The organism is Bacteroidales bacterium (assembly GCA_023229505.1).
GTDB lineage: Bacteria > Bacteroidota > Bacteroidia > Bacteroidales > JAGOPY01 > JAGOPY01.
Map to the genome: position 1 here is coordinate 11,948 of JALNZD010000024.1, position 13,372 is coordinate 25,319.

Sequence of the window (13,372 nt, forward strand, 5' to 3'; positions counted from 1 at the left end):
AAATTGCAACATCGTTGCGAGGACGTACCATCACTTTTGAACTTTTTCCTTTATCGTTTCGCGAATATATTCAATGGTCTGGTTTTAAAATATTAAAGAATTATTCGTCCAAACAAAAGGCAGAAATAATTAATGCTTTTCATCGTTACATTGGCTCATCGGCTTTACCCGAGTTAATTAAAGAATCAGATATTACTATACAGCAAGCTGTTTTACATGAATATATTAATATGGTGGTTTATAAAGATCTTATTGAAAGACATGGATTGACTCAACATACTTTAATTAAACTTTTTATTCGATTTTTAACGGTTAATATTTCTAATCTGATAAGTATAAACAAATTATTTAATGATTTTAAATCACAAGGATTGCAGTTATCAAAAAATAGTTTATACGATTTTCTGATTTATTTAGAGGATAGTTACATTTTTTATAATACAAGCGTATTTTCCAAAAACTTAAGAGAACAGCAACGAAATCCCAAAAAAATATATGCTGTTGATATTGGATTAAAGTTATTGATGGATTATCAAGTAGATAAAGGACGTTTACTCGAAAACCTTATATTTCTCCAATTAAGACGCAAATACCAGGAAATTTTTTATTTAAAAGGCATCCGGGAAGTTGATTTTTGCTTCTATTCCGCAGGTGTCCTTCAATTAGTTAATGTAGCTTTTAGTATTTCAGAAAAGGATACTTATGAAAGAGAGATAAATGGATTATTGGATGCAATGAATCGCATGTCTATTTTTGAATCTACTCTCATTATTGGCGATGGCAATCGTTTGAAATTGTCACTAAATAATTGCCAAATTAATATTGTACCTGCGTGGCAATGGTTGCTCGAAAATTTTTAGAATATTTGAAATGAACAATGAGCGGTGGAATGGTGGAACGGTAAGATGGTGACTGGGTGACTGGGTGAAACGGTGAAATGGTGAAATGGTGAAACGGTGAAATGGTGACTGGGTGACTGGGTGACTGGGTGACTAAGTTACCATGTTACCATGTTACCTAGTTACTATGTCACCTTTCCAGGAGTGACTGGATGACTGGGTGACCGGGTGAAACGGTGAAATGGTGAAATGGTGAAACGGTGAAATGGTGACTGGGTGACTGGGTGACTGGGTGACTAAGTTACCATGTTACCATGTTACCTAGTTACTATGTCACCTTTCCAGGAGTGACTGGATGACTGGGTGACCGGGTGAAACGGTGAAATGGAGTTATTTTCCAAATTTCAAATTTCAATTTTTCAAATTTCTTAACAGTCCTACCGTCTTTTAATATACTTTTTAGCGGTTTGTATCTCTTTTTATTATGTTTTTTTGTGATTATGATTTAAAGAAAACTATCTTTGTTCCAAATTTTACAAAATGGTTAAAAGAGAACTGGAACAGCTCATTCATAAATACCTGTTTAAAAATAAAGCTGTTATCATTTACGGTGCGCGACAGGTGGGAAAAACTACGCTGGTTGAGCAACTGGTCAGTGGTTACGAGGAACAAACCCTTTTCCTGAATGGCGATGATGCTGATGTCCGCGACAGATTATCAAATCTTAATGCAACACAACTCAGACCTATTATCGGTAATCATAAAATTTTGATTCTTGATGAAGCTCAGCGAATTCCGGAAACAGGTCTGGTTTTGAAACTCATTCATGATAATTATAAAGATGTTCAATTGATTGCAACAGGTTCTTCAGCATTTGAACTGGCCGGCAAGATCAATGAACCCATGACCGGACGAAAATTCGAATTTTTCCTGCATCCGTTTTCCTTTGGAGAAATGATGGACCATCATGGTTTCCTGACTGAAAAAAGACTGCTTGAGCATCGGATGATCTTTGGTTATTACCCCGACATTGCACTTAACGTTGGACAAGAAACTAAACTCCTGAAAGCACTTGCATCAAGTTTTCTTTATAAAGACCTCCTGACCCTGGATCACGTCCAAAAGCCGGTATTACTGGAGAAGATATTAAAGGCACTTGCATTACAGATCGGTAATGAGGTTAATTACAGCGAGTTGGCTCAATTGCTCAATTCAGATAAAGAAACTATTGAAAAATATATCGACCTCCTGGAAAAAACTTATATCATTTTCAGGCTGAACGGACTGAACCGCAATGTTAGAAATGAAATTAAAAAAGGCAAAAAAATCTATTTTTATGACAACGGGATACGAAACGCAGTTCTCGGTAATTTTCTGCCTCTCTCATCACGTATGGATACCGGTGCATTGTGGGAAAATTTTCTAATCAGTGAACGATATAAGTTTCTGGGGAACAGAGATATAGACTTTAAGCGATATTTTTGGAGAACAACCCAGCAACAGGAGATTGATTATATTGAGGAGCTAGACGGCCGGCTTTTTGCTTTTGAATTTAAATGGAACCCTTTAAAAAAGCCTTTCCTGTCAAAAACATTTGCTAATGCTTATCCCCAATCTGAATTTCAGGTCATTTCACCTGAAAACATGCATTTGTTTCTGACGGAAACACTGCAAAAGGAGGAACAGTGAAACGGTGAAATGGTGAAACGGTGAAATGGAGTTATGTTCCAAATTTCAAATTTCAATTTTCAAATTACTTAACAGTCCTACAGTCCTGAAACAATCGAACAATTTAACACTTTTGTCAGACGTTATTTAGAAATATTATTTAATTTTACATGATATTTAAAATTATTACTTTAGTTTATCATGTATATTCGTAAACAAGTATTTGAGGGGATAGGAAAGGAAAGTGCTTTTTTGTGGGGTGCAAGGCAAACAGGAAAAAGCACTTTGCTGAAAGCGCTCTATCCCGATGCACTTTGTTTCGATCTTCTGCTTAGCAGCGAATATGAACGTTTTCAACGTAACCCTTCTCTGCTACGGGAAATTATTCAGGCTACAAATGTCACAGGACCGGTAATTGTGGATGAAATTCAACGGATGCCATCTTTATTAAACGAAATTCACTGGCTGATTGAAAATGAAAAAATCCAGTTTATCCTTAGCGGATCAAGTCCGCGAAAAATCCTGCGTTCCGGAGGAAATCTCCTGGGAGGCAGAGCCATCCGGTACGAACTCTACCCCCTGATATATCCCGAAATTCCCGGTTTCGACCTTTTAAATGCACTGAACAATGGCCTGTTGCCGCGCCACTACCTGACTTCCAGTCCGCAAAAATTATTGTCGGCATATATAGGCAATTATTTGAGAGATGAGATCATGGCAGAAGCCAAAATAAGAAATATCTCCTCCTTTTCCCGCTTCCTTGAAATGGCCGCCTTCTCTAACGGCGAAATAGTGAATTATTCCAATATCGCTTCTGATTGTGGGGTCAGCGCTCCCACAATAAAAGAATACTTCCACATTCTCGAAGATACGATGACAGGCCGGTTCTTGCCATCCTTCCAAAAAAAACCCAAACGAAGGGTTATTCTCTCCCCGAAATTCTTCTATTTTGATGTGGGTATTGCAAATTATCTGCTAAAAAGGGGACATCTTGAATTCGGGAGCGAATCTTTCGGAAAAGCATTTGAGCATTTCATTTACCAGGAAATTTATGCTCATAGTAATTATTCCGGTTTAAATTACCCGATGAGTTATTGGCGAACTGCTTCGCAACTGGAAGTCGACTTTGTACTGGGCGACCACGAAGTTGCTATTGAGGTAAAATCCACTAATATGGCTAATTTGCGCCATTTAAAAGGATTAAAGAGTTTTGCCGATGAATACACGGTAAAAAAAACAATACTGGTAAGCAACGATCCGCTTCCAAGAAAAATAGACAATGTCCTTGTTATACCCTGGAAAATTTTCCTGGAACAACTGTGGGCCGGTGAGATTATCCATTCCTGAAGCGTGAGGATTGAGGAGTGAAACGGTGAAACGGTGAAACGGTGAAACAGTGAAACGGTGAAACGGTGAAATGGAGTTATTTTCCAAATTTCAAATTTCAATTTTTCAAATTTCTTAACAGTCCTACAGTCTTACAGTCCTACAGTCTGGAAAATCAGAAATAAATTTGAGTTTAATATTTTACAAATGTGCGTATATTTGTAAATTATTTTTTACATAATGAAAAAACGGCTTTTATATCATGAGATAATCAAACAATTGGATCATAAAAATGCCATTGTGATCACCGGTATGCGCCAGATTGGAAAAACAACCCTGATGAAGCAAATCTTCCAGGAACTTACTTCTCCAAAACTCTGGTTCGATTTCGACAACCCTCTTGACCAACTGCTTTTCGAAGACACTGATTATAACTCCATTTATAAGCACCTGGTGAGTGAAGCCGGAAATCATCATGAAAGATTATTTGTTTTTATTGATGAAATTCAGAATTTTCCACAAATAACAACGATCATTAAGTACTTCATTGATCATTACGGGGTAAAATTCATCGTCACCGGCTCTTCTAACTTTTATTTGAGAAACTTATTTCCCGAATCGCTTAGCGGTAGAAAATTCCTGTTCGTTCTCTATCCGATGAGTTTCAGGGAATACTTGTATTTTAAAGATGACCAGGCGACACCCCCTCCAATTCCCGCTTCATTCGCGGCAAACATAGATCAATCACTCTATTTTCATGAAAAACAATTCTTTCCATACAACCAGTATGTAGAATTCGGTGGCTTTCCTGAGGTGGTGACTACTGAAGACGTTACTACAAAAAAAATGGTGCTTAAAAATATATTTGCTTCTTTTTTTGAGAAAGACCTGAACCTTTTGTCTGATATTAAAGACATCCGCGAGCTAAGAAACCTGATCCTGCTACTGGTCCCCCGAACTGGAAATATACTCGACGTTACCAGGTTATCTGCCGAACTTGGGGTTAACCGGGTCAAAATATACAATTATCTGGAGTTCCTGCAAGGCGTCTTTTTTATCCATCTTACACCAAAGTATTCTAAAAGCATCGACCGCTCTGTTGCCGGCGGTAAAAAGGTCTACTTTTCCGATACAGGCCTGTTGAATATTATTGGTAAAACAATGGAAGGACAGCTCTTCGAAAATGCCGTAGCAAACCAATTGCAGCATTATGGTTCGATATCTTATTATAACAAACGAAATACTTCAGAAATTGATTTCATCCTGAACCATGATACTGCAATTGAAGTGAAACAAACAGGCACTCCAGGCGACTATAAAAAACTTGAGAAAACCGCCAAGGAACTCGGAATTGAAAAGTATTACCTCGTATCCCGAAAATACCTGGATCTTAAAGGGTTTCTTTCTCCGGTTGTCATTTGAGTGGAACGGTGGAACAGTGATACGGTGAAACAGTGGAACGGTGGAACGGTGATACGGTGAAATGGAGTTATTTTCCAAATTTCAAATTTCAAATTTCAAATTACTTAACAGTACTACAGTTCTACAGTCCTACAGTCCTACAGTCCTACAGTCCTACAGTCCTAAAGATTAGATGGTAGGAAAATAGAATAACTGACAGAATATTGGGTGAGATTATTTTGTATCTTTAACATGGCTTATGAACCACAGCATGAATTTGATAAACTATTTAAAACCTCAATATTTTTGGGATGTTGAATTCTCAAAACTTGATAATCAATTGTCAAAGTGCCTAATTATTGAAAGGGTATTCAGCCTGGGCAGTTTGAACGAAATTAATTTATTAATAGATTATTACGGTAAAAAAGAAATCGTGAATGTGCTGTGTAATCTCAATTATCTCGATCCCAAAACATTCAATTTCGTTTCAAAACTTTTTCACATATCCAAAAAAAAATTTAAATGTTACACACGGAAGCAGTTGATGCCTCAATACTGGAACTCTTAAAATTACTTCAAAGTAAAGAATATTTAAAAGGGTTTTATTTAGCTGGCGGTACTGCTCTGGCATTATATTTCGGACATCGTAATTCCGTTGATATTGATTTGTTTTCAAACTTTAATTTTGATTCTGCCGGAATTCTTGAAAATATTAATCAGGATTTCCAATTTCAACTTTTTAATTCGGCCCCAAATACACTCACGGGAAGCATAGGGAAAATAAAAGTTGATATTATTGCCCATCGGTATCCATATATTAAAGATCCCAACATTCACAACGATATTTCTATTCTGGCAGAGCAGGATATTGTTGCCATGAAACTTAATGCCATATCGACCAGCGGTCAGCGTGTCAAGGATTTTATTGATATTTACTATCTTTTGGATAAGTTTGATCTGGCCGAAATGTTGAGTTATTATAAAGCCAAATACAACCAGCAAAATGAAACCCATGTTCTGAAAAGCCTTATATATTTTGATGATGTGGACCGCTCTGACTGGCCGATATTGATAAAGGACCCCCAACTTAAATGGTCAGAAATCAGGAAAAGAATTGAAAAAGTTGTAATGCTTTATACTAAAAAGTAAAAGATGCAGAATGTGAAGAATGTGGTGAAATGGTGAAACGGTGAAACGGTGAAATGGTGAAATGGTGACTGGGTGACTAAGAATAACAATTTAACAATTTGACAATTTAGCATTGTTACAGTCTTACAGTCTTACAGTCTTACAGTCTTACAGTCCCACAGTCCTACAGTCTTACAATCTTAAAAATAGTGGTTTGTAAAAATGTACCCTTTTAAAATCATGCTTTTCTTTCATAATTTAACTTTTTAGCAACCATCATTACTGTAACCATAATTACTATAATTTTATTATCTTTACTGAAAATTTGATAACTAAATCATTATTATGAAGTTTTATGGTCGGTTAACGGAATTGGAGCTATTGGAAAATACGCGGAAATTAGCTGAAAAATCAGCAAAAATGACGATTATTGTTGGACGGCGCAGAATCGGAAAAACCAGCCTGGCCATTAAAGCGTTTGAAAAACAAACATACCTCTACCTGTTTATCGCCAGGAAAAATGAAACCCTTCTTTGCAAAGAATTCACCGAAGAAATTGAACGTGCATTCGGGAAACCTGTTATAGGTGAATTCCGGAGTTTCGTCCGACTTTTTGAATACCTCCTTATACAAGCCCAATCAAATCCCTTCACGCTCATCATCGATGAATTCCAGGAGTTCTACCAGGTAAATCCCGTTGTATACAGTGAAATACAAAACCTTTGGGACAAATACAAATCTTCATCAAAAATGAACCTGGTGCTATGTGGGTCGATTTTTACCTTAATGAAAAAGATCTTTGAGGATGCGAAGGAACCTCTTTTTGGAAGAGCGGATGAAAAAATCCATCTTAAGCCTTTTGATGCCTGTGTAATGAAAGAAATCTTTACTGATCAGCAACCGGAAGGGAAGATGGAAGATTTCCTGGCTTTCTATACCATCTCAGGGGGTGTCGCAAAATATGTGGAGATATTCGCAGATAAAAGCCTCTTCTCCCTTGAGCAAATATTAAGTGAAATTTTCAGAGAAAACTCTATCCTTATTGAAGAGGGGAAAAACATCCTTATCGAAGAATTTGGAAAAGATTATGCTACCTATTTTTCCATTTTGTCATTGATTGCTTCATCCAAAACATCCCGTTCCGAAATAGAATCGATCTTGGAAAAAAATACCGGCGGTTACCTCGACAGGCTTGAAAATGAATACCAGATCATCAAAAGCCTCCGTCCTGTCTTTTCCAAACCGGGTGGAAGAATCCAGAAATACTTTATAGATGACAACTTCCTTAATTTTTGGTTCAGGTTTGTCTATAAATACAGAAGTGCTGTGGAAATTGGCAATTTTTTATATGTGCGCTCTGTTACTGAAAGAGATTTCGATACATATAGCGGGCCTTTCCTTGAGAAATATTTCCGTGAAAAACTCATTATCTCCGGCAAATATTCATTGATCGGAAGGTACTGGAACCGGAAAAATGAAAATGAACTGGATATCGTTGCCCTCAATGAATTGGAACAAAAAGCCATTATTGCAGAGGTGAAAAGAAATCCCAAAAAAATTAACATCCATTTGCTTCGGATTAAAGCAAAAGCAATACAAGACAATCTGATGGGGTTTGATGTTTCATTTAAAGGATTCTCTCTAAAGGATATGTAAATAAGGTCTTAGCGTCGGACATACAGCGGAAAGATGCCTGAAGGAAATCAAGCAACTTTTAATGAAGAAGGATTTCAACTTCGCGATAGGCTCAATCTCATTGTCGACACCTCTTCTATTGAAACAGTAATCAAAAACATGAGTGCATCCAGGTGGAGGCAGGTGAGAAAAGGGATGGCGCATGGAATAGGTATGCCCTGATGTGAACAAGCTGTTTTGTAAAATATTGATATACAGATAAGTAAAAAATGGGGAAGTAAAAATTAGGTTTTTAGAAAACCATTTTGTAACTTTGCATCGTTAATAAACGGGCATAAACTAGTTTTTCGAGGTGCCCTAAATATTATGTTATTCAGGAGAAAAAGAAAGATATCCAGGCTTCTTGTGGATTCCTTCAGGCAAAATTACATTTCGGATGATCCGTTAATGTATTTTCATGAGGCGTTGCATAACGGGCAAGAATTTGTCGGTATTAAAACCAATTCGAAACTGAAGATAGGGCAGTTTGATCCCGGTGAGAAGTTATGGGCCGTCAGGAGAAAAATCAAGGTTTATGATTCAGCCCTGACAGAACTTCCAAATGGAGACAGCATTACCACTCTTCTTGGGATTGATGAGTTGGAAGATCTCCTGCGGATTTCCGTTTATCGTTTTTTAAACAAGTCACTTTTTTCTCTTACATTTCATTTTCCTTTCATTTCTCCGGAAGAGGTTGAATATCTTATGGGATTAATCAAGGAAAAGTATCTTTCCGGTGTGGAAATGACTGCTCCGGACTTCACCCGCATTACCGGAAGCAATGATGTGATCATTCTCCTGAATCATTTCGTTTCTTTATCCTATGAATTCATTCATGCATCTACTTCAAATATTGCACTGATTTCTAAACTAAATGAAAAACGTCGCCTGATGGAAAGCTCAATTGAGAAAAAAAGGAAAGACATGCTCCTCGGCGAACTTTGATCTTATTTTTCAATTTTCGATGCCTTCTGATTTAATTGCTGAATTGTAATCTGATCTGTGCCGATCACAGATTTTTTTATTTTTGCAAAACTTCTAACTGATTACAAACTGAAAATTCAAGAAAGATGAAAAAAAGACTAATCTTATTCTTAGCCTTTATTTTAACTGTTTGGGCAGGCCGGGATGCTATGGCCTGCACCAATTTTCTGGTTACCAAAGGCGCTTCGAAAGACGGCTCGGTGATGATTTCATACTCCGCCGATTCACATACCCTTTATGGTGAGCTATATCACTGGCCTGCTGCAAGCTGGCCTGCCGGAAGCATGCTCGATGTATATGAGTGGGACACCGGTAAGTTCCTCGGCAAAATCCCGCAGGCCCATATTACTTACAATGTGGTCGGGAACATGAACGAGCACCAGGTAGCTATCGGCGAAACGACTTATACCGGGCTTGAAGAGCTGGGCACTCAATCCGGCGCTATCATGGATTACGGCAGCCTGATGTACATCGCACTGCAGCGGTCGAAAACGGCCCGTGAAGCCATGAAGGTAATCACCGAACTTATGAATGACTATGGCTATGCCAGTACCGGCGAGTCCCTCTCGATCTCGGATGCTAATGAAGCCTGGATCTTTGAGATGATAGGTAAAGGCGAAGGACAGAAAGGCGGTGTCTGGGTAGCAATGAAAATACCTGACGGATATATAAGCGCCCACGCAAACCAGGCCCGGATTACCACATTTCCCGTAGCTGATGGCAAAAAGTCCATTAAATTCAGCCAGCGTTCTTTGCTGATGAACCCCGAAGTGGAATGTTTCTATGCTGATGATGTGGTTTCCTTTGCCAGTTCCAAGGGTTGGTTTAAAGGAAATGACGTGGATTTTAGCTTCTCTGACATCTATGCTCCGGTCACTTTCACATCAGCACGCTTTTGCGAGATCAGGGTATGGTCATTCTTTAAATCGGCTAACAAGGAAATGGAAAAATACCTGGACTATGCGAGCGGAAATCTCAAGCACGATAAGATTTTTGAAGATGGCCGTGCAAACAAAAACGGCTATCCTTCCAACCGTATGCCCCTTTGGATCAAACCTGACCACTTGCTGGAATTGCATGAGATGATGAACTACATGCGCGACCACCTTGAAGGCACACCGCTTGATATGACAACAGACCTGGGGGCCGGCCCGTTCGGCTGCCCATACCGTTGGCGTCCTCTTACCTGGACAGTCGATGACATCACCTATTGCAACGAAAGAGCCACCTCCTCACAGCAAACCGGTTTCTGGTTCGTGGCCCAGTCACGCTCATGGTTACCCGATCCGGTCGGCGGGATTTTCTGGTTTGGCGTTGATGATGCCACCAGCAGCCTGCTAATGCCGATGTACTCATGCATTAAACGGGTTCCTGAAAAAATGGCCCGGGGTTATGGTTCGATGATGGAATTTGTCGATGATGCCGCTTTCTGGGTATTTAACCAGATATCTAACCTCTCGTATACCAGGTATTCATATATCCACCCTGAAATTTTCATCAAACAACAGGCCAATGAAATGAAATTCATCGCCGCAGTCCCCGAAATCGATAATGCTGCAAAATCTCTTCTTGGAACAAATCCTGACAAGGCCATCGATTTCCTTACAGATTTTTCAGTAACTACCGGTAATAATGCTGTCATGGATTGGAAAAAATTCTATGGGCACCTGTTTACCCGTTTCATGGACGGCAACATCAAGACTGCCGTGGAAGTTCCGGAAGGTTACATTTACCAGGCTCCAAAAGTGGAACAGCCCGGATATCCCGAATGGTTTCTCCGTATGATCATAGACCAGACAGGCGATAAGCTGAAGGTAGTTGGCGATGGGCATTAATGACAATAAGACAATAAGACAATAAGACGGTAGGACGGTAGGACGGTAAGACTAATGGTTTTCCTACAGTCCTACAGTCCTACAGTCCTACAGTCCTATAGTCTTACAGTCCTATAGTCTTACAGTCCTATAGTCTTACAGTCCTAAATCACATTATCCATGCGCTATAACTTTGATACACCCATCCCGCGCGAAAACACAAATTCCGCGATTTATTTTAATTATCTTTGTTTTAAATCCGTGAAATATGGAATATGCCCCAAATGAAAATAAGACCAGAAGCAGATCAAACGCCACAATGACAGCCATTGTCATTGTACTTGCCATTGTTGTGATCGGATTGGTCATCATGCTTTTCAATACCAGGACAAACCTCAGGAGTCTATTGGCAGAAAAGGAGCAGCAACGGCTTGAACTAAAACAAGAGCTTGATTCATTACTGGTGGAACATGAAAAAGTTAAGATTGAATACGGCGAACTGGCAGATTCCTTGGTTATCAAAGACAGCGTTATCCAGGCTAATGCCACGGAGATCCGGAGGTTACTTGATACCGAATGGGAATATTATAAAGTGAAGAAAAAGCTGGGACAGCTGCAACTGATTGCCCAGGGGTATGTCAGGCAGATGGATTCCCTTTATCGCGTAAATGCTTCACTGTCTGAAGAAAATGTTGCGATCAAAAGGGATCTGAAAGTTTTAAAGAAGGAGAAAGAAGAGATTGAAAATGACCGCAAGGTGCTGTCAGGAAAGGTTGAGATCGCTGCCGTGCTGAAGGCTATCAATATGGAGGCTGCCGGCATTCGGGTTCGCGGCGGGGGTGGTGAAAAAGAAGTTACCACTGATAAAGTGCAGCGTGTAGACCAGGTTCGGGTTTGTTTTACCATCGGTGAAAATGAAATCGCCTTACCTGGAAGGAAAGATATCTATATCCGGATTGCCCGGCCCGACCAGGAAATCCTTATAAAAGGCCGTCTGGACGATTTTTCGTTCGAATATCAGGGGGAACGGCTCCAGTATTCTATAATGCAAACCATTGATTACGAAAACCGCGCCGTTGACCTTTGCGTTTACTGGAAAAAAGAATACTCAAGCCAGGAAATGAAGCCGGGACTGTATCACGTGGATATCTTCTGCGAAAACGCTATCATCGGGCATACGACGTTTACGCTGAGGTAGATCTAAAATAAGATATTAATACCATTATTCACCTATCTGAATAAAATGTCCACTTCCGGCCATAGTCACAGAAAACATCGAAGTAGAAACCCGATCGCTAAATTTCTCGACCGCTTACGGGGCAAAAAGCGGCATAGGCCACATCACAGGTCTGAATTTCCTGGCATCAATATGCCGGGAGATTACAATCCGGAAACCTGGCAAAAGAAAGATGAAGAAGAAAGAATTTCTTCAAGGAAAAAGTCCATTTTTGATTCTATCGACCTCTATTTCAAGCGTAGAGCCCTTCGCCGGGAGGAACGCCAGAAGCAGCGCATGAAAAGAAAGCTCCGGAGAAAGCACCAGAAGGAATACCGTAAGAAGGAAGCCAGGCGAAGTGTCAGACAAAAATTATTCATCATTTCCGAAGAAGGGGAAGAAGTATTAAAAGAAAAGAAAATACCACTGTTTTCCCAGCGAAGTAACATATTCCGGAATTTGACCATTACTGTCAATTCTGTTTTTGTTTTCCTGATCTCCTATATCCTCGTTTATCTCTTTTACTGGCTAACCTGCATGCTCGTAGCATCCTGGTACGGATTGGATTCGACCCTGTATTTTTATGACCTGAAATTTAATGATCATTCGACGCTTTGGAGCCGCTTTAATATTTTGCTGGTCACCGGTATTCCGCCTTTTTTCTGTCTATTTCTGGGTCTTTTCCTTTACAAGGTCTTATTAAAAAAGAAAAGGTTTGTTGGGTTACAGAAACTTTTCATCCTTTGGAGCGCTTTCCATTTGTTCAATCATTTTTTCGGAGCGTTCCCTTCAGGAATAGTAACTGATGAAGGCTTTGGTTATGTCGCGGCCTGGATGTATATGAACACGGCGTTCAAATTCATGTTCTCCCTTATTTCGTTATTCGCCTTGGGGGTTATCGGCTACTTTTCTGCACAATATATTCTTGAAACTTCCGATTCCTTAAACCGGATCAAACCGGAAAACAGGTTGGCATTCATTCTGTTGCAAATGGCTTTGCCCTGGTTAATCGGCACCATTATTATGCTCTTGATCCGTATACCTGAGAATTTCGATTATCCTTATGAAACGCTGATGCTGTTCTCGACGATATTCCTTGTAATCCCGCCATTCTTTAACGAGAAAGTTAAACCCCAACTCAATTTGTTAAAGGTAAAAAAGAGAAAGCATATTAATTTGGGCTACTTAGCTATGATGCTCGCCTTATTGTTATTTCTGCGGATTATGCTCGGCATCGGGCTGCATTTTTTAATTGAGATCAAGATTTCGATTTCACCGGCAGTGACTTAGTTAATGGTTAGTGGTTATTGGTTATTTTGACT

At 39.4% G+C, this 13,372-nt stretch carries 11 protein-coding genes; all 11 read left to right on the forward strand.

Annotated features, from left to right (window positions below; translation table 11 throughout):
• Nucleotides 1-14: 14 nt before the first annotated feature.
• The 11 genes from M0Q51_09870 to M0Q51_09920 all read left to right on the forward strand — a co-directional run bounded on the left by M0Q51_09870 (nt 15) and on the right by M0Q51_09920 (nt 13,340).
• Complete coding sequence (locus M0Q51_09870; protein ID MCK9400280.1) at nt 15-860, forward strand: ATP-binding protein; 846 nt, start codon at nt 15-17, stop codon at nt 858-860.
• 519 nt (nt 861-1,379) lie between these two features.
• A complete protein-coding gene (locus tag M0Q51_09875) occupies nt 1,380-2,528 on the forward strand; it encodes an ATP-binding protein (protein MCK9400281.1) in 1,149 nt (382 codons plus the stop codon).
• A gap of 180 nt (nt 2,529-2,708) precedes the next feature.
• Entirely contained in the window at nt 2,709-3,854 is a 1,146-nt protein-coding gene (locus tag M0Q51_09880) for an AAA family ATPase (protein ID MCK9400282.1), read from the forward strand.
• 219 nt (nt 3,855-4,073) lie between these two features.
• Entirely contained in the window at nt 4,074-5,255 is a 1,182-nt protein-coding gene (locus M0Q51_09885) for an ATP-binding protein (protein ID MCK9400283.1), read from the forward strand.
• Nucleotides 5,256-5,756: 501 nt separating this feature from the next.
• The gene (locus M0Q51_09890; protein ID MCK9400284.1) at nt 5,757-6,383 is read left to right on the forward strand and encodes a nucleotidyl transferase AbiEii/AbiGii toxin family protein; all 627 of its coding nucleotides are present in this window, start codon (nt 5,757-5,759) and stop codon (nt 6,381-6,383) included.
• 324 nt (nt 6,384-6,707) lie between these two features.
• The gene (locus M0Q51_09895) at nt 6,708-8,018 is read left to right on the forward strand and encodes an ATP-binding protein (protein ID MCK9400285.1); all 1,311 of its coding nucleotides are present in this window, start codon (nt 6,708-6,710) and stop codon (nt 8,016-8,018) included.
• A 33-nt stretch (nt 8,019-8,051) separates the two neighbouring features.
• A complete protein-coding gene (locus M0Q51_09900; protein ID MCK9400286.1) occupies nt 8,052-8,219 on the forward strand; it encodes a hypothetical protein in 168 nt (55 codons plus the stop codon).
• Nucleotides 8,220-8,363: 144 nt separating this feature from the next.
• On the forward strand, nt 8,364-8,981 hold the full coding sequence (locus tag M0Q51_09905) for a hypothetical protein (protein ID MCK9400287.1): 618 nt from the start codon (nt 8,364-8,366) through the stop codon (nt 8,979-8,981).
• A 125-nt stretch (nt 8,982-9,106) separates the two neighbouring features.
• The gene (locus M0Q51_09910) at nt 9,107-10,855 is read left to right on the forward strand and encodes a C69 family dipeptidase (GenBank protein ID MCK9400288.1); all 1,749 of its coding nucleotides are present in this window, start codon (nt 9,107-9,109) and stop codon (nt 10,853-10,855) included.
• 247 nt (nt 10,856-11,102) lie between these two features.
• On the forward strand, nt 11,103-12,032 hold the full coding sequence (locus M0Q51_09915; GenBank protein ID MCK9400289.1) for a hypothetical protein: 930 nt from the start codon (nt 11,103-11,105) through the stop codon (nt 12,030-12,032).
• Nucleotides 12,033-12,203: 171 nt separating this feature from the next.
• Nucleotides 12,204-13,340, forward strand: coding sequence for a trichohyalin-plectin-homology domain domain-containing protein (locus tag M0Q51_09920; GenBank protein ID MCK9400290.1), 1,137 nt, complete (start codon nt 12,204-12,206; stop codon nt 13,338-13,340).
• Nucleotides 13,341-13,372 lie beyond the last annotated feature (32 nt).

Excerpts from the sequence above, each read along its gene's own strand:
- M0Q51_09880 (MCK9400282.1), top strand. The coding sequence starts at position 2,709 with ATGTATATTCGTAAACAAGTATTTGAGGGGATAGGAAAGGAAAGTGCT.
- M0Q51_09915 (MCK9400289.1), top strand. The coding sequence starts at position 11,103 with ATGGAATATGCCCCAAATGAAAATAAGACCAGAAGCAGATCAAACGCC.
- M0Q51_09890 (MCK9400284.1), top strand. The coding sequence starts at position 5,757 with ATGTTACACACGGAAGCAGTTGATGCCTCAATACTGGAACTCTTAAAA.
- M0Q51_09920 (MCK9400290.1), top strand. The coding sequence starts at position 12,204 with ATGCCGGGAGATTACAATCCGGAAACCTGGCAAAAGAAAGATGAAGAA.
- M0Q51_09900 (MCK9400286.1), top strand. The coding sequence starts at position 8,052 with ATGCCTGAAGGAAATCAAGCAACTTTTAATGAAGAAGGATTTCAACTT.
- M0Q51_09875 (MCK9400281.1), top strand. The coding sequence starts at position 1,380 with ATGGTTAAAAGAGAACTGGAACAGCTCATTCATAAATACCTGTTTAAA.
- M0Q51_09895 (MCK9400285.1), top strand. The coding sequence starts at position 6,708 with ATGAAGTTTTATGGTCGGTTAACGGAATTGGAGCTATTGGAAAATACG.
- M0Q51_09885 (MCK9400283.1), top strand. The coding sequence starts at position 4,074 with ATGAAAAAACGGCTTTTATATCATGAGATAATCAAACAATTGGATCAT.
- M0Q51_09905 (MCK9400287.1), top strand. The coding sequence starts at position 8,364 with ATGTTATTCAGGAGAAAAAGAAAGATATCCAGGCTTCTTGTGGATTCC.
- M0Q51_09910 (MCK9400288.1), top strand. The coding sequence starts at position 9,107 with ATGAAAAAAAGACTAATCTTATTCTTAGCCTTTATTTTAACTGTTTGG.